We start from the raw sequence: 16,622 nt of genomic DNA, 5'->3' as shown, positions 1-16,622 counted from the left end.
TCGCCTTAAATTATTTATTTTTAGTAATTTATATTACTCTTTTTTACAAAAGCCCCATTTTATATAAAATTGGTTAATAAAAGAGAAAAATTATCTTTTAACCCCATTTAAAAAAAGCTCAACTACAAAATTCACATGTTCTTTTTGTTCTTTTTTACTCATAACCTTAGTGTCAATGAGTATGTTTAGAGTGTGATATGGCTCTCTTAACATTGTGCAAAATAAAGTTGCAAGCTTTTCCGCATTTGCTTTAAAATAGTCTTCTTTTTGATTTTTAAAGCAAGAAACAAGGATATTGTGAGCGAAATTTCTCTCATTATTTTTAATCCACTCTTCCAAATTTTTATCTTCATTATAAACTTGGGAATAGATAATTTTGCCAAAAGTTGTGGTTTGTTTTTGATTAAAAATTTTCACATAAGTCAAGCCAAAATGATAAAGAATATCTTCAAGTCTTTTGCTTTCACTTTCCTTAATTTTAGAATTTAAAAGCTCAAAATGTCTTTTGCAAACATCATTTAAGATTTCAAAAAATAAGCCTTCTTTATTTTTATAAGCGGTGTAGATATTAGAATATGACCCGCCAGAAATTTTAATAATATCACTCAAGCTTGTTTTCGTGTAGCCCTTGGTAAGAAAAAGCTCAAGGGCGACAGCTTTGATTTTTTCTTGTCTTGCTAGAACTTTTACGGATGGCTCTTTGCTTCTTTTATTCACCATTTTTTCCTTTTAAAAGAGTGCTTTTTGGATAGACAAAAATGCTTTCTCTATATACGACTATGTTTGGGTCATCAAGGGCGTAGGCTTTGATTTTAAGTGAAAAAATTGTGTCTTTTTGATTATCATTAGCTAATTCTTTAAGGGCTTCTAGGACAATGATTTTCTTATCTTTTGCTCCAGCTTCTAGTTTAAAGGGCTTGGTTGGTCTTAGAATTTTAACTCCATTTTCCACCCCCTCCAAAGTAGCTTCAAAATAATATTCGTGTGGCTTACTATCTGTATTTTGAAATAAGAAGGTATAAGCATTTGTAATTTGCAAAACATTATTTTTATGCTTGATACTATAAAGCTCCGTGCTTCTATTGATATTAAGGAGCATATTTTCTTTTCTAGAGCCCATAACAAAAAGTGCAATTAAAGCTATGGTTAAAACTCCAGCATAAGCTATGGTTCTAAATCTAAAATAATTCACTTTTTCACGCGTTTGCATAGCCTTCGCACTTGTCCAGTTAATCAAACTTGGTCGATTAAATTTGCTTTGTATAGTAGAGCAAGCATCAGCACATTCTAAACAATTAATACACTCAAGCTGCATCCCAGCTCTAATGTCAATGTGCGTAGGACATACACTCACACAGGCTTCACAGCCTATGCACTCACCTTGTGGAGGTTTTTTATAAAGCTTAGTTTTCCCATCATAAATCACACCACCTCTTTTTTCATCATAAATCACTTGCATAGTATCGCGGTCAAACATTACAGATTGAATTCTTGCATAAGGACAAACATAAATGCAAAATTTTTCCGCTAGATAGGTTATATCTAAGGTCAAAAATAAAGACGCACAAAATAAAATTCCAAACAAAAGCAAATGTTCTTCTGGATTTTGTATATAAATGAAAAAATCTTCAGGTGGTATAAAATACCATAATAAATTACTTACAGCCACGATAGAAATAAGGTAAAAAAGTAATACGCCTAAGAATTTTTTAAAAAATTGCCCTTCATATTCTTTTTGTTTATTATTGATATTTTTGCGAATTTTTAAAAGTTTTGTTTGAATAATATCTCTATAAATCACACGAAATATAGTTTGCGGACAACTCCACGCACACCAAATTCTACCAGCTAAAGTTGTAACAAAAAAGATAGTTAAAAAAAGCAAAATAAGTACAAAGGGCATAAGATAAAATTCCTGAGTATCAAAAGCGGTAAAAAACAAATGAAGCTTTTTGTGGTCAAAACTTAGTAGAAAAAAGTGATTATCATTAATTCTTATAAAAGGTAGGGTAAAAATAATAATGGTAGTGATAAGATACCAAATATATCTTTTTTGCGTGTAATGCGTGATGTGTCCTTGCATAGAAGAACTCCTTGTGTTTAGTTTTTATTAATTGTAATGCAAATAAACAAAAACAATTCTTAAATAAAAATTTTATTTATATCATTTTTGTTAAATTTACTTTATTTTATTATAATTTCGCCTCATAAATTTTTATGAAGAAAGGTGGTGAGGGTCGTGCCAGGTATTAAGGTGCATCCTAACGAGTCTTTTGATGAAGCGTATCGCAAATTCAAAAAACAAGTTGATAGAAATCTTGTTGTAACTGAAGTGAGAGCAAGAAGGTTTTTTGAGCCTATGACTGAAATTCGTAAAAAGCAAAAAATTTCAGCTCGTAAAAAAATGCTTAAGAGACTTTATATGCTAAGACGCTACGAATCAAGACTTTAATCTTAAAGCCCGTAAGGGCTTTTTCATTTTTTAAACTCTTAATTTATTATTTTGCGTTAAAATTCCTTTAGATTTTAAATTTAAAGGGAAAATATGTCAAAAATTCAAAAAATCCTCAAAATCGGTATGATAAGTGGTTTAACAGCCGTTGCTGCTGGGGCTTTGGTTGGCTGCAATGATTCAACTCAAACTTCAAGTGAAAGCACACAAAACGCTCAACAAGGTGCTTTTGTCATTATAGAGGAAACAGCTCCTAATCAATACAAAATCAAAGAGCAGTTTCCAAGTGCTGAAACTAGAGTTGTTTTACAGCAGCTTGACGGAACGGAAAGAGTTTTAACTAAAGAAGAAATGGACGCTCTTATTAAGGAAGAGGCAGCGAAAATAGATGAGGGAACTTCAAATTTAACCAAAGATAACGCTCAAATAAGTAGTGGAGGCTTAAGTCTTGGAGAAACATTGTTAGCAAGTGCGGCGGGAGCAATTTTGGGTAGCTGGATAGGCTCAAAGCTTTTTAATAATCAAAATTTTGCAAATCAGCAAAGAGGAGCTTTTTCAAATCAAAGTGCTTATCAAAGAAGTATGAATAGTTTTAATAAAGCTGGAACAGCAGGTGCTAGTAAGGCTGGAACAAAATCGGGCTTTTTTGGTGGTGGTTCAAAATCAACAACAAACAATTCAAATTTTGGCTCATAAATTTAAGTAAAATGTAATGAAAAAATAAATATTAACTTAAATTGTGTTATACTTTTTAAAATTTTCTTAAATATAAAGGATAAAAAATGAGAATTTTGATTATAGAAGATGATATAGGTCTTAACAAGAGCATAGTGGAAAACCTTGCTCAATTTGGCTATCAAAGTGATTCTTCTGAGAATTTTAAGGATGGAGAATACTTCATCGGTATTAGACATTATGATTTAGTCTTGGCGAACTGGACCTTAGCTGATGGTGATGGGGCGGAGCTTATTCGTCTTGTTAAACAAAAGTCTCCTCGCACTCCTGTGATTATTATTTCTTCAAAAGCAGATAAGGATAATGAAATAAAAGCTTTAAAATTGGGTGCTGATGATTTTATCAAAAAACCTTTTGATTTTGATATATTCTTAGCTAGAATTGAAGCAAGGCTAAGACTTGGCGGAACAAATGTGATTAAAATAGAAGATTTGACAATAGACCCAGATGAAGAAAAAATTACATATAAAGGGCAAGATATTGAGCTTAAAGGTAAGCCTTTTGAGGTGCTAACACATCTTGCAAGGCATTCTGATCAAATTGTTTCTAAAGAGCAGCTCTTAGATGCGATTTGGGAGGAACCTGAGCTTGTAACGCCAAATGTTATTGAAGTAGCTATTAATCAAATTCGTCAAAAAATGGATAAGCCGCTTAATATCTCTACCATAGAAACGGTTCGTCGTAGGGGCTATCGTTTTTGCTTCCCTAAAAAATTTTAATTTTTGCACCTTATGGTGCAAATTTTCCCCTTTGTTTTTTAGTTTATATTTTCTTTAAGTTTTCTTATTGTATAAGGTTAAATTATTTTATTGTGAAAGGTAAAAATGTCTCTTTTAATCACAAAAGATTGTGTTTGTTGCGATGCTTGTAGGGAAGAATGTCCTGATGATGCTATTTGTGAAAATAGCCCCATTTATGTTATTGATCCCGATCTTTGTTCTGAGTGTGTGAATGATTTTTCCGAACCTGCTTGTATAGTCGCCTGCCCTTATGAGTGCATTATACCAGACCCTGACAATAGTGAAACCATAGAAGAACTTCGTCTTAAAAGTCGTCATAGAGAAAATTAAATGGCAAAAAAAACAGCTGTTGTGGATTTAGGTTCAAATTCTATAAGAATGATAGTATTTGAAAAAACTTCACGCTATGGTTTTTATACGGCTGCGGAATTTAAAAGAAAAGTAAGACTTGGTGAAAATGCCTATAATAATGGTAAAATTTTACAAGAAGAAGCTATGCAAAGGGCTGAAGATGCCTTAAGATATTTTAAGGAGTGTGCTTATAAGCATAAGTGTAAGAAAATTTTTATTGTGGGGACTTCAGCCTTAAGAGATGCACCAAATTCTAAGGATTTTATTCAAAGAATTAAGGAAAGGCTAGGATTAAACATTCGCTGTATCGATGGAAAGAGTGAAAGCTATTTGGGAGGCTTGGCTGCTTTAAATTTACTTAGCCCTTTTAAAAATGCTACTACACTCGACATAGGTGGCGGATCAAGTGAGCTTTGCTTGATTAAGGATAATAAAATTGTAGATTACATCTCTCTTGATATAGGCACGGTAAGACTTAAGGAGCTTTTTTACGATACTAATAAGCTGGGCAATATTGAAGCGTTTTTAAAGCCTATTTTAGAACAAATTCCTACGCATTTTTGCAATGATAATCTTATAGCCATAGGTGGAAGCTTGAGAGCTATTTCCAATTCCATTATGCAAAAAAATTCTTATCCTTTAAAAAATTTGCACGATTATCGTTATGATTTTAAGAGTGAAAAACAGCATATTATAAAAATGCTCAATGCGGACGCGCAGGCTTTAACAAATTTTGGCATTAAAAAAGAGCGTTTTGATACTATTCAAGAGGGTACTTTGATTTTTCTTAAAATCGCAGAAAGGCTTAAAAGTAAGCAGGTTATTACAAGTGGAGTTGGCATACGCGAAGGAGTTTTTTTAAAAGATTTGCTTAGGGTAAATCACACTTTTCCTATTAATTTTAATCCTAGCCTAAAGTCTTTGCAAGATCGATTTTTAAAGCAGGATTTAAATTATAAAACTCCACATTTTGCTTCACAGCTTTTTGATGTTTTGCAAGATTTGCATTATTTAAATAGAAGATATAGAAACATTTTGATAAATGCCGCAAAGCTTTCTCATATAGGCGAATATTTAAATTTTTATTTTGCTAATGAACACGCTATGAATTTTATATTGGGTGGATTAAGCTATGGATTTTCGCACCAAGATAAAGTTTTAATCGCTACGATTATTAGACTAAATGGCAAAAAATCAAATCCTTATAGCAATGATCCTTTGAGGCAACTTTTACCTAATACTAAAATTATAACTTGGTTAAGTTTTCTTCTGGCTTTAGCAAAAGCGTTAAATTATGAAGATAAGGTTTCTTTTAAATTATTAGGTAGCACTTTATATATTTATAACGAGGATAAGGAATTAAATTTAGCCAAAGAAGAGCTTAAGAAAATATCAAAGTCCATTTCTCTAACTCTTGTTATCAATCAAATTCCTTAAGCTTTCTTTTGCTTTTCTAAAATGATATTTTGAATTTTTCTTTTGTTATTTTCAAAGAAAGAGTTGAAATTTTCCTCATTGACCTTTGCTTCTTCTTGCGGTATTTCTTTGCTTTCTAAAAGAAGATTTGAATTTCCTATGATTAAAACATAGCGTTTATTTTCATAATCTAAAACGACAAGCTGATTATTTCTATCTATATTTCTTTGAAATTTAATTCCGCCAAAATTTTTTGAATTCACATTTGTTTTTTTAAGCCACCATAAAACTATAAGTAAAAGCACCAAAACAAGCATAACAAGTATGTAATTTGTATAATCATAACTTTCAATATCTTTGGGTTTAGGCATTAAATCGTTTTGTTTATCCGCTTCTTGCTTAATGGGTTGAGAAAGTGAAGGAAGATTTGCACCTTCAGGTAAGGCTCTTATGCGAAGTCCAAATTTGTCATTGATTGTGCTTAGGCTAAAGTCTAGCTTTTCTTTTGTTTGAAACATAATGTGAGTTGCATTATTTTTAGAGCTAATTTGAATTTTATTGATGAGTTTAGAATTTAAACTTTTAAGCTCTTCTTTAGCTTCAAGTCCTTCAAAGCTTAAAAGGGCAAATTCTCCCTCTTTTTTTTGGGAAATTTTACCTTGATAAGCACTATCAAAAGAAAGCATTAAATCAACTCTGTCATTTCTATCATAAATATTATAATTAATGAGTTTAGCGCTAAAAAGAGGCATAGTCATTAAAAGTAAAAGAAAAATTTTTTTCACTAAATTTCTTTTTTGAAGTATTGTAAGACCGTTTTGGAGTCGAGGATTTCATTAATTCTTATGGCTAGATTTTTCTCATAGACCATAACTTCACCTTTTCCAAAAATTCTCTTATTGATGTAAAGCTCCACGCTTTCCCCCGCAGGCTTTTCAAGGTCTATTACAGAACCGACCTCAAGTTTTAAAAGCTCTGATACGCTCATATTGGTAGTGCCTAGCTCACTAACAAAATCCACCGTGATATCTAAAATGTCCTCATAGGAATTTAAAAGACCATGCGCATCGTGGATATCTTCGATTACTTCATCACTCATATTTTTTAAAGCCTATTCTAAAATTGTAATTGTCAATGGAGTAAGTCAAAGACTCATCAAGCTTAATTGTAGAAAAATCTATACGACCTAAATATTCTGGTATGCCAAGCTTGTATTCATCTTCACCTTTAGCGTCATTTAGTAAATTTTTAGCATAACCTATGATTTGATTTGCACATTCTTTTGTTAGATCGCACCAATCGTCTTCTTTAAATTTATAATCACTTATTAAAACATCGGCGAATTTTTTCAAGGCTTCCTTAGGAAAAAAGAGGTAAAAATCATACTCGTTACCCTTAGTCCCTTCGATAGGTATAGAAGCACCATAAAGCTCACCACCGATATTTTCACCCTTTTCTATGCGTAGTCTTAAAATATGTTCACAAAAATGAGTAATGGAATATTCAAGTATTTTTAACATTTAAGCTCCTTATTCTAACTTTAAATTTACATTATATTATAAAAAAAGTAAAAATTAACTAAAAGGTTATTTTTTAAAGATTTCTTTCACATTTTTTATCACTTCATCGATGTTCTCATTTTGAAATTCATTAACTATACTTGTGCCGACAATAGCTCCATCGCTAATTTTGTGAATTTTTTCAACATCTTCACAATTTTTTATGCCAAAACCTACAAAAATAGGCAGTTTTGTATAGGCTCTAATTTCTTCAATTTTATTCACCAAAAGTTCATTACGAGAAGATTTTCCGCCCGTTAGTCCTATGCTTGCTAAAAGATAAATAAAGCCATTTGCATTTTTGCAAAGTTTAGCTATGCGTTCTTTTGGTGTTGTAAGGCTGATGAAAGTGATGAGAACTAAGCCCTCTTTGTCGCATTCTTTTTTTAAATCGCTGCTTTCTTCATAGCTTAACTCAGGCACGATTAAACCACAAATTCCAGCCTTTTTAGCCGCTTTTACAAAGGCTTTTAATCCATAAGCAAAGATTAAGTTATAATACGCCATAAAAACTAGGGCTTTGTTAGTTTCGATTTTTTCTAGTTTTTCTAATATTTTATGTATGGTTGTTCCATTTTCTAAAGCTTTGTTAGCAGCGTTTGCAATGATTTCTCCATCGGCTATGGGGTCGCTATAAGGCACACCAACTTCTAAAATATCGATATTACACTCATCTAAACGCTTGATAAATTTCACACTCATATCTAAATTAGGATATCCCATCACAATGTAAGCAATATTTGCCTTGTTTTTATAAAATTTTCTAAAATCAACCATAAATTGTTCCTTTTTTATAAGCTCTAATGCTTGTCATATCTTTATCCCCACGCCCAGAAAGATTAACGATAATCACACTTTTTTTCTTTAGAGTGGGGCAGAGTTTTTCCAAAAAAGCTAAGGCGTGCGAACTTTCGATAGCGGGGATAATCCCTTCCTCCTTACAAAGTAGTTTTAAAGCCCTTATACACTCATCATCGCTAATTGCCTCATACTTAGCCCTTTTACTTTCAAACAAATGTGCGTGCAAAGGTCCCACTCCGGGATAATCAAGCCCCGCAGAAATGCTATGCACGGGCAGTATATTCCCCAACTCATCTTGCAAAACCTTAGTTTTCATTCCGTGAATAATGCCCGTTTTTCCCTTAGTTAAAGTTGCAGCATGATAAGGCGTATCAATGCCAAGTCCCGCAGCCTCTACGCCTATAAGTTTGACGCTTTTATCATTTAAAAATTCGTTAAAAATTCCCGCTGCATTTGAACCTCCACCAACTGCTGCGATGATATAATCAGCCTTTTTACCAAGCTTTCTAAGCTGCATTTTGCACTCTTTGCCTATGACACTTTGAAAATGCGTTACCATTTTAGGATAGGGATAAGGACCAACCGCACTTCCTACGACATAAAATAAATTTTTTATATCACTTACCCAATGTTGAATTGCCGCTGTTGTAGCTTCTTTTAAGGTTTTAAGCCCGCTTTCAATGGCATTAACTTTCGCACCTAAAAGTTCGATTTTATAGACATTTAAAGCTTGTCTTTGCACATCGACAGCACCCATAAAAATTTCACACTCAAGTCCCAAAAGTGCCGCAGCAGTAGCAGTGGCTAGTCCGTGCTGTCCGGCGCCTGTTTCGGCTATGATTTTTTTCTTACCCATTTTTTTAGCAAGCAAGGCTTGAGCTATGGCATTATTGATTTTATGTGCGCCTGTGTGATTTAAATCTTCTCTTTTGAGATAAATTTTATGTCCGTAAATTTTGCTTAAATTCTTAGCGTAATAAAGAGGAGTTGGGCGTCCAACATAATTTTTTAAGAGCTCGTTTAATTCTTTTTTAAATTCTTTATCCTTGCTAAATTTCAAAAAAGCTTTTTCAAGCTCATTTAGGGCAAACATCGCACTTTCTGGTAAAAATTGCCCCCCATAATTTCCATAATAGCTTTTTTTCATTTTTGAAACTCCTTAATTAAGTCTTTAATTTTAGCAAGTTCTTTTAAACTTTGCGAATTTTCTACCTTAGAATTAACATCGATGAGAGTGGGATTTAAAGCTTTAGCTTCGCGGATATTATGCACTCCTATACCTCCAGCTATGCCAAATTTTTGTTTATAATCTTTTAGCAAATTCCAGTCAAAACTGATCCCATTTCCACCCTTAAATTTACCTTTAGTGTCAAAAAGAGTCATATCTGCATAAATTTGACTAGGCATTTGAAGATTTTCTCCTACGCTAATGACTTGCCAAACGAAAAGTTTATTTTTTTGCAAAATTTCGAAATCTTTTTGAGCGATGTGTCTGTGAATTTGCACGCCGTCAAGCTCTGCATTTTGAGCTATTTTAAGGATAAATTCTAAGCTTTCATCGACAAAAACCCCCACGACTTTTTTATGATTTTTATGGATGATTTGAGAGAGTTTTATCGCCGTTTTCTCATCGACCTTTCGCACACTTTGAGCAAAAATTAAACCTAGATAATTAATCTGTTCTAAGCCACTGATTTGCTCAGCGTTTAAAATGTCTTTTATGCCGCAAATTTTAAGCTTTGTCATTTTGATAAGCTTTAAAAAATTCATATACAAGCCCCGAATTTAAAGCCTCTAAAATTATATCTTTAGCCTCCAAAGGACTTGCTGCTTTATTAGCGGTATAAAGTGCAAACATCGCATTTAAAACGACTATATCAAATTTTGCACCTTTAAGTTTTGCACTTAAAATAAGCTCTAAATCTTTAGCATTATTTTCAGGGCTTGAGCCTAAAATTTCACTATGAAAAGCCCTTTTAAAGCCAAATTGCTCGGGGGCAATATTATATTCATAAATTTCATTATCTTTTAATTCTATAATTTTACTTTCATCGCAAATGCTAAGCTCATCCATTCCATCATTTCCCCTTACCACTAAGGCGTGTTTTCTTCCAAGAGACTTTAAGACTTCAGCCAAAAGCCTATGAACTGGAGCGTGATAATTTCCCATAAGCTGATATTTAAGCTTTAAATTTGGATGCAGCAAGGGACCTAAGACATTAAACACCGTTCTTACTCCTAGCTTAGAGCGAATTTCTCTTAGTTCGCCTACTAAGGGGTGAAAAAATGGCGCGTGAAAGAAGTTAAGATTTTTTTCCTCTAAAAGTTTTAAACCCTCCTCTAAAGATGAGGGGATTGGAATTTGTAAAGCTTCTAAAACATCGCTACTTCCACTTGAGCTAGATACTGCGCGGTTGCCGTGTTTAGCGACTTTTACCCCCAAAGACGCAAGGATAAAAGCTACCGCCGTCGAGACATTAATGCTCTTAAAGCCATCGCCCCCAGTGCCACAAATATCTATCATCTCACTTTCATCACTAAAGGTTTTAGAATAACGCAAGATATTTTGCACGAAAGCACTTAAAGACTTTTGATTGAGTGATTTTTCTGTGATGAGTATGAGTAGGGCGGCGATTTGCAAAGGCTCATATTCTTTACTCATTATAAATTCGCAAATATTTTTAAAATCTTCACTTTCTAAGGCGATATTTTCACTGAGTTTATGCAGGTATTGATTTAAATTTTTATCTTGCTTTATTTCTTTTTTATTTTCATTGAGAAAATTAGAGAAAATTTGCAAACCATACTCACTAAAATAGCTTTCTGGGTGAAATTGTATCCCAAAATAAGGCAAATTTTTATGCCTCATCGCCATCAAAACTCCATCTTCACTATAAGACAGAGCTTCTAAATCCTCGCTAAGTTCCACAACTTCTAAAGAGTGATAACGCATAATGTTAAAGCTTTTTGGCAAATTTTTAAACAAAATGCTTTCTTTTTGTATAGTAAGTGTGGAGCTTTTTGCGTGAGCTATGTTTTGAAGTCTTTTAATTTTAGCATTAAAGCTAAGTCCTAAAGCCTGATGCCCTAAACAAATTCCAAGCACAGGAATTTCTAGTTTTGCTTTAAAAATTTCAAGGCAAATTCCGCTATCTTTTGGGTGTTTTGGACCCGGACTTAAAATGATATGAGAAGGATTTAAAGTCTTGATTTCGCTAAGGCTTATTTTATCGTTTCTAACGACCTTAATTTCATCATTACTTAACCTTTCAAGCATTAATTTAATATTATAAACAAAAGAGTCGTAATTGTCGATTAAAAGTATCATTTTGCAAGCCTTTCAAATGTCGTTAGTAAAGCTTTTCTTTTGGCACAAATTTCATCATATTCTTTTTTTGCTTCGCTTTTTAGCACTATACCTGCACCGCTTGAAATGTAGGCTTTGTCATCTTTGAAAAAGGCAGAGCGTATGATAAGAGCTAAAACGACATTTTCATTAAAATTTAAAAAGCCTACCGCACCGCCATAAACGCCACGATTAAGATTTTCAAGTTCACTGATGATTTCTAAGGCACGAATTTTAGGTGCACCGCTTAGAGTCCCTGCTGGAAAAAGTGCGCCAATAGCGTCAAAAATGCTGGCTTCTTCTCTTAAATTAGCATAAACCTCGCTAACGATGTGCATCACATATTTGCTTTTTAGGACATTATAAAGTTTTTCAACTCTAGTATTTTTACCAAATTTAGAGATGTCATTTCTAGCTAAATCTACAAGCATTCTATGCTCACTCAATTCTTTTTCATCACTTAAAAGATCTTTTTCTAACGCCTCTAAATTGCTATTTGCGTCTAAATTTCTTGTTCCAGCTATGGGTGCTGTAAAAATTTCTTTTTGCTTAATGCTAAGTAAAAGCTCAGGCGATGAGCCTAAAACTACGCCATATTGAGTAGGGAAATAAAACATATAAGCACTAGGATTTTCAAGGCTTAAAGCCTCATAATAATCAAAAGGCTTAAGATTATGTTTAATGCAAAGTTGTTTGCTTAAAACGACTTGAAAAATATCTCCACTCAAAAGATATTCTTTAGCCTTTTCGACCATAGCTTCATAGCTTTCTTTCTCTTCTTTTAAGTCGTTTAAAATGCTAAATTCAGCTTTGTTTTTAGGAGGAATTTTAAAATGATCATCTAAGAAATCAAAATAAGTTTTTTCTCCAAATTTAAAAAACATTTTGCTGTTTTTTTCATAGAGCAAATAAGCCTTAGCATTAGCAAATAAAAAGGGCGGGAAATCGTAATTTTTACGCTCTAAAGAGGGCAAATTTTCAAACAAATGAATAAAATCTGCACTCAAAACCCCAAAAAAACCCGCATATTCGCATAATTTTTCTCTTGCCGCACACTCATAAAATTTAGCTTTTAATTCGCTAAATGTTATAGAATTAGCATCTAAATATTCACAATCAATCCCAATAATAACCTTATTTAAATCCTGTGTAAAATAAGAATTAGGATATTTTTCTAAAATTTGTCTATAATAAAAATTGACATCTTTGCTAAGCATTAGTATTTCCCTTAAGTTTTCTTATAGAAAGTTTAAATTATCATTTTATCAAATTTTATTTAAAGAAGTATTTAAGAAGGAAGTGCCTAAGCTTAGGCACTTTGATTATTTAGCCACAGGCCAAAAGATTTTAGGCTCTTCACCAACTCTAGCTTCGCCGTGATACATTCCAAGTTTATCTTTGGTCCAAGCATATCCTACTTTACCATTTTTATCGATTGAGATAATGCCACCAATTCCGCCAAGTTCTGCTACCTCTTTAATGGTTTCTTCTGCTGCTTTTTGGATAGATAATTTTTTATGCTTGTAAAGGGCTGCGACTTCGTGTGCTGCTGCCACTCTTATGTAAATATCGCCCGTCCCTGTGCAAGAAACAGCAACAGAATCATTATTTGCATAATTTCCAGCTCCTATGATAGGGGAGTCTCCTATGCGTCCGGTCATTTTATTTGTCGTTCCGCCTGTGCTTGTTCCAGCGGCTAAATTTCCATTTTTATCTAAGGCGATTGCTCCTACTGTTCCTAAATAAGGCTCTGTGCTAAGTCCTAAATGCGCCTTAGCCTTATCACTATCGAGTAAAACTTCTTTGCTTTTTTGTGCTTCTTTTAATTGTTTATAGCGGTGTTCTGTGTAGAAATATTTTTGCTTGACGATTTCTAAGCCATTTGCTTTGGCTAATTTATCCGCACCTTCACCGGCAATTAGGGTATGTGGCGTTTTTTCCATAACCACTTTTGCCGCCTCGATAGGATTTTTAATCGTTCTTGCCATAGCGATAGCACCTGCATTTAAGGTTTTCCCATCCATTAATGAAGCGTCAAGTTCGTTATAGCCATCAGCGGTAAATACAGCTCCTTTACCTGCATTAAATTCAGGGCTATCCTCCATTACTTTAATTGCAGCAATTACAGCATCGGTTGAGCTTCCACCAGCTTCAAGAATTTTTTGACCAGCTTTAAGCGATTCTTTCATTACCACTTCTCTTTTAGCAAATTCCTCTTTTGTAAGACCTAAACCGCTTGTTCCTCCGTGGATTACAATGACAGGCTTAAAATCTTTCGCATAAAGATTTGCACTTGCTAAAAACGCAAGGCTAGCCATTACCAACAAGGCTTTTTTGCCACCTTTTACCAAATTCATCACTTCTCCTTTTGATAAAATTAAAAGTCATAAAATTTTCATTTAAAATTATAAATGTATAGTAAATCAATTTTTTATGCTAAAATTCGCTCCTTATTTTTACAAAAGGCTTGAATTTGAAAAAAGAAGTCAGTGTTAATTTAGCTTGGTGTTTGGTGCTTTTGGGCGGTTTTGTGGAGTGCTTTTGGGTGAGTGGCTTAAAATATGCCAATGAGCTTATTTGGTATGTTTTAACGGGTTGTGGGATTTTGATCTCCTTTTGCTGTGCCGTGGTGGCTATGCAAAAGATTGAGGTAAGCGTGGCTTATGCGGTGTTTGTAGGTATAGGCACAGCGGGAGTGGTTTTGGCTGAAATGCTCTTTTTCAATGAGCCTTTTTCTTTGCTTAAAATTTCTTTAATTTTCATCTTGCTTTTGGGCGTGGTGGGACTTAAATTTGTCAGTAGAGAAAATGATGAAGCTTTAGTGGAGGAACTTTCGCAGGATTTGGGACTAGATTTTGAGGAGAAAAAATGAGCTGGTTTTTTCTTTTTTTAGCTGGGTGTATGGAAATTTTGGGCGTGATAGCGATGAAAAAACTTGTCCTTACAAAACGGAAAATCTACCTCCTTGCCATTTTAATGCAGTTTTCTTTAAGCTTTGGCTTTCTTTCTTTGGCTATGCGTGAAATTTCTATGGCAACTGCTTATGCGATATGGACAGGCATAGGAGCGGCTGGAGGCGTGATAGTGGGCGTGGTGTTTTTTAAAGAAAGCAAAAGCTTAATGAAGCTTTTTTTCTTAGGACTTATCTTAGCCTCAAGCGTAGGCTTGAAGTGGATTTCATAATGCAAATTTATATTAGTGGGATTCATACAGACGCTGGGAAAACGCATTTTAGTGCGGCTTTTTGTGCAAATTTAAACTATGATTATTTTAAACTCATACAAGCTGGCACTCCAAAAGATAGTGATTTAATTGCTAAGTTAAGCCCTAAAACACGCATTTTAAAAGAGGGCTTTACACTTCAAACACCCACTTCACCACATTTAGCTAAGATAAAAGAAAAAGCAAATTATCAGGCTTTTTCTTTACAAATTCCCAATAATGAAAATTTGTTAATAGAATTAGCCGGTGGGCTTTTCACGCCTCTTGATGAAAATTTTGCGATGATAGATTTTATGCAAAAATTTCAAAAACCGACTATTTTAGTGGGGCGTTATTATCTTGGGAGTATTAATCACATTTTACTAAGTATAGAAGCGCTTAAAATGAGGCAAATTCCCATACTTTTTTTGGCGATGATGGGGGAAAAAGAGCCTTTGCAAGATGAATTTATTAAAAGCTATGCAAAAATTCCTATCATTAATCTTTCTTTTTTTAATGCAAAAAATATAGAAAATAAGGAATTTAAAAGTCAAGTTGAAACTTTTCTTAAGCTTTAAATTCCTTAAAAATTTCTATCAAACTATCTACAACATAAGAAATTTCATCTTTTGTAATGATATAAGGTGGCATAAAATAAATGGTATTTCCTAGCGGTCTTAGCAAAAGCTTTTTTTGTAAGGCTTTTTCATAGACTAAAAGTCCAGCTCTAGGAATTTGAGAAATGATGTCAAAAGCGTAAATCATACCTTGTTGTCTAAAATTTTTTAAAAAATCAAATTCCTTAAGTTTTTCAAATTCTTGCTTAATGAAAAGGCTTAATTTAGCGTTTTTTTCTAAAACATTTTGCGTTTCAAAAATATTTAAAACCTCATTAGCTGCTGCTGTGGCAAGGGCATTACCCGTGTAAGAGTGCGAGTGTAAAAAGGCTTTATTATCCTCATAAGGTGCGTAAAAGGCATTATAAATTTCATCTTTTACCAAAACCACAGCCAAAGGCAAAAAGCCCCCCGTAATGCCCTTAGAAAGACAGAGATAATCGGGCTTTTCCTTACAATAATCCATAGCAAAAAGCTTTCCTGTGCGACCAAAACCAACGGCAATTTCATCGAAAATCACCTGCACATCAAAATGATGACAAAGCTTAATCGCTTCGTCTAAAAAGCCAAAATGATACATATTCATATTTCCAGCACACTGCACTAAAGGCTCTACGATAAAAGCACAAAGAGAATTTGCGTGTTTTTCTAGGGTGCTTTTAAGCTCTTTTAAAGCCTCCTCATAATCTTCTCCGCTTGGGGCTTTTGTGCTTAAATTTTCTAAAAATAATGGATTATAAGTTTGCTTATAAAGCTTGACATTACCTACGCTTAAAGCTCCTAAAGTTTCGCCGTGGTAGGAATTTGTAAGGGATAAAAACTTATTCTTTTTCTTGCCCTTATTAAGATGATAATGAAAGCTCATTTTAAGAGCGGCTTCGATGATAGAGGAGCCATTATCTGCATAAAAGCACTTATCAAAGCCACTTAAAGCACAAAGCCTTTGAGAAAGCCTAATAATACCCTCGTGGCTAAAACCCGCTAAAAGCACATGTTCTAAGCACTCAAGTTGAGTTTTTATGGCGTTTGAAATTTCAGGATTACAATGACCAAAAAGATTCACCCACCAAGAGCTAATGCAGTCTATATAAGCTTTATCATCAAAATCGTAAAGCCATACTCCTTGTGCTTTTTTTATAGGGATTAGGGGGATTTTTTCGTGGTCTTTCATTTGTGTGCAAGGATGCCAAAGGTATAATAAATCTAGCTCTTTTAACATAATTTTCCTTTTTTATAACAATATAAATTTTAAAAGTTAATAACTAAGCTTAAATTTACAAAAAAACGCCCAAAAAGCCGAAATTTATAATCAATACTCAAGGGTTGTGAGTCGCTTGGGTAATGTCAAGGCACAAAATTTGGTTCAAAAATATTTCAAGCCTTGCGATTTTGAATTTAGAGGTT

General features: G+C 33.5%; 19 protein-coding genes and 2 pseudogenes. 9 read left to right on the top strand and 12 right to left on the bottom strand.

Features of this window, described 5'->3' with window-relative positions; translation table 11 throughout:
* Positions 1 to 90: 90 nt before the first annotated feature.
* Both NYG92_RS03930 and ccoG read right to left on the bottom strand, forming a co-directional pair.
* Positions 91 to 720: a TetR/AcrR family transcriptional regulator gene (locus NYG92_RS03930; protein WP_289233594.1), complete on the bottom strand. Its 630-nt coding sequence runs from the start codon at positions 718 to 720 to the stop codon at positions 91 to 93.
* On the bottom strand, positions 710 to 2,083 hold the full coding sequence (ccoG, locus tag NYG92_RS03925; protein WP_270966152.1) for a cytochrome c oxidase accessory protein CcoG: 1,374 nt from the start codon (positions 2,081 to 2,083) through the stop codon (positions 710 to 712). Before ccoG ends, NYG92_RS03930 begins: the two co-directional genes overlap by 11 nt.
* A 156-nt stretch (positions 2,084 to 2,239) precedes the next feature.
* On the opposite strand from ccoG, the gene rpsU reads away from it, so the two are divergent.
* The 5 genes from rpsU to NYG92_RS03900 all read left to right on the top strand — a co-directional run bounded on the left by rpsU (position 2,240) and on the right by NYG92_RS03900 (position 5,715).
* Positions 2,240 to 2,452, top strand: coding sequence for a 30S ribosomal protein S21 (gene rpsU, locus NYG92_RS03920; RefSeq protein ID WP_002780697.1), 213 nt, complete (start codon positions 2,240 to 2,242; stop codon positions 2,450 to 2,452).
* 93 nt (positions 2,453 to 2,545) lie between these two features.
* On the top strand, positions 2,546 to 3,148 hold the full coding sequence (locus NYG92_RS03915; protein ID WP_257433811.1) for a UPF0323 family lipoprotein: 603 nt from the start codon (positions 2,546 to 2,548) through the stop codon (positions 3,146 to 3,148).
* Between the two features lie 86 nt (positions 3,149 to 3,234).
* A complete protein-coding gene (hsrA, locus tag NYG92_RS03910) occupies positions 3,235 to 3,906 on the top strand; it encodes a homeostatic response regulator transcription factor HsrA (protein ID WP_289233593.1) in 672 nt (223 codons plus the stop codon).
* Positions 3,907 to 4,011: 105 nt separating this feature from the next.
* The gene (locus tag NYG92_RS03905) at positions 4,012 to 4,257 is read left to right on the top strand and encodes a YfhL family 4Fe-4S dicluster ferredoxin (RefSeq protein WP_004277384.1); all 246 of its coding nucleotides are present in this window, start codon (positions 4,012 to 4,014) and stop codon (positions 4,255 to 4,257) included.
* Complete coding sequence (locus tag NYG92_RS03900) at positions 4,258 to 5,715, top strand: Ppx/GppA phosphatase family protein (protein WP_289233592.1); 1,458 nt, start codon at positions 4,258 to 4,260, stop codon at positions 5,713 to 5,715.
* Here NYG92_RS03900 and NYG92_RS03895 read toward each other — a convergent pair.
* From NYG92_RS03895 to NYG92_RS03855, 9 genes are all read right to left on the bottom strand, one after another.
* Positions 5,712 to 6,452, bottom strand: coding sequence for a hypothetical protein (locus tag NYG92_RS03895; RefSeq protein ID WP_289233652.1), 741 nt, complete (start codon positions 6,450 to 6,452; stop codon positions 5,712 to 5,714). The two genes, NYG92_RS03900 and NYG92_RS03895, sit on opposite strands and share 4 nt — an antisense overlap.
* Before the next feature lie 26 nt (positions 6,453 to 6,478).
* Positions 6,479 to 6,793, bottom strand: a complete 315-nt coding sequence (gene fliN, locus NYG92_RS03890; protein ID WP_270976686.1) for a flagellar motor switch protein FliN — start codon at positions 6,791 to 6,793, stop codon at positions 6,479 to 6,481.
* Positions 6,786 to 7,214: a hypothetical protein gene (locus NYG92_RS03885; protein ID WP_270960451.1), complete on the bottom strand. Its 429-nt coding sequence runs from the start codon at positions 7,212 to 7,214 to the stop codon at positions 6,786 to 6,788. Before NYG92_RS03885 ends, fliN begins: the two co-directional genes overlap by 8 nt.
* Before the next feature lie 66 nt (positions 7,215 to 7,280).
* A complete protein-coding gene (gene trpA, locus NYG92_RS03880) occupies positions 7,281 to 8,030 on the bottom strand; it encodes a tryptophan synthase subunit alpha (protein WP_289233591.1) in 750 nt (249 codons plus the stop codon).
* Positions 8,023 to 9,201: a tryptophan synthase subunit beta gene (trpB, locus tag NYG92_RS03875; RefSeq protein ID WP_289233590.1), complete on the bottom strand. Its 1,179-nt coding sequence runs from the start codon at positions 9,199 to 9,201 to the stop codon at positions 8,023 to 8,025. The genes trpA and trpB overlap by 8 nt, the downstream gene beginning before the upstream one ends.
* Positions 9,198 to 9,800 carry a phosphoribosylanthranilate isomerase gene (locus NYG92_RS03870; protein WP_289233651.1) on the bottom strand — a complete coding sequence of 201 codons (603 nt, stop codon included), beginning with the start codon at positions 9,798 to 9,800 and terminating at the stop codon, positions 9,198 to 9,200. Before NYG92_RS03870 ends, trpB begins: the two co-directional genes overlap by 4 nt.
* Positions 9,787 to 11,382: an anthranilate phosphoribosyltransferase gene (gene trpD, locus NYG92_RS03865; protein ID WP_289233589.1), complete on the bottom strand. Its 1,596-nt coding sequence runs from the start codon at positions 11,380 to 11,382 to the stop codon at positions 9,787 to 9,789. Before trpD ends, NYG92_RS03870 begins: the two co-directional genes overlap by 14 nt.
* Complete coding sequence (locus tag NYG92_RS03860; protein ID WP_289233588.1) at positions 11,379 to 12,617, bottom strand: anthranilate synthase component I family protein; 1,239 nt, start codon at positions 12,615 to 12,617, stop codon at positions 11,379 to 11,381. Before NYG92_RS03860 ends, trpD begins: the two co-directional genes overlap by 4 nt.
* Positions 12,618 to 12,722: 105 nt before the next feature.
* Positions 12,723 to 13,757, bottom strand: coding sequence for an isoaspartyl peptidase/L-asparaginase family protein (locus NYG92_RS03855; protein WP_270960456.1), 1,035 nt, complete (start codon positions 13,755 to 13,757; stop codon positions 12,723 to 12,725).
* 116 nt (positions 13,758 to 13,873) lie between these two features.
* Here NYG92_RS03855 and NYG92_RS03850 point away from each other — a divergent pair.
* The 3 genes and pseudogenes from NYG92_RS03850 to NYG92_RS03840 all read left to right on the top strand — a co-directional run.
* Positions 13,874 to 14,206: pseudogene (locus NYG92_RS03850) on the top strand (DMT family transporter); the annotation flags it as partial.
* 62 nt (positions 14,207 to 14,268) lie between these two features.
* Complete coding sequence (locus tag NYG92_RS03845) at positions 14,269 to 14,583, top strand: DMT family transporter (protein WP_004277372.1); 315 nt, start codon at positions 14,269 to 14,271, stop codon at positions 14,581 to 14,583.
* Positions 14,583 to 15,179, top strand: coding sequence for a dethiobiotin synthase (locus NYG92_RS03840; RefSeq protein ID WP_289233587.1), 597 nt, complete (start codon positions 14,583 to 14,585; stop codon positions 15,177 to 15,179). Before NYG92_RS03845 ends, NYG92_RS03840 begins: the two co-directional genes overlap by 1 nt.
* Here the strand turns inward: NYG92_RS03840 and NYG92_RS03835 are convergent.
* Positions 15,169 to 16,437, bottom strand: a complete 1,269-nt coding sequence (locus NYG92_RS03835; protein ID WP_289233586.1) for an adenosylmethionine--8-amino-7-oxononanoate transaminase — start codon at positions 16,435 to 16,437, stop codon at positions 15,169 to 15,171. The two genes, NYG92_RS03840 and NYG92_RS03835, sit on opposite strands and share 11 nt — an antisense overlap.
* Positions 16,438 to 16,495: 58 nt before the next feature.
* Between NYG92_RS03835 and NYG92_RS03830 the strand changes: the two are divergent.
* A pseudogene (locus NYG92_RS03830) lies at positions 16,496 to 16,622 on the top strand (hydrogenase formation protein HypD); the annotation flags it as partial.

The organism is Campylobacter felis, assembly GCF_030250085.1.
Taxonomy (GTDB): Bacteria; Campylobacterota; Campylobacteria; order Campylobacterales; family Campylobacteraceae; genus Campylobacter_D; species Campylobacter_D upsaliensis.
This window is presented reverse-complemented; position numbering and strand designations above follow the sequence as displayed.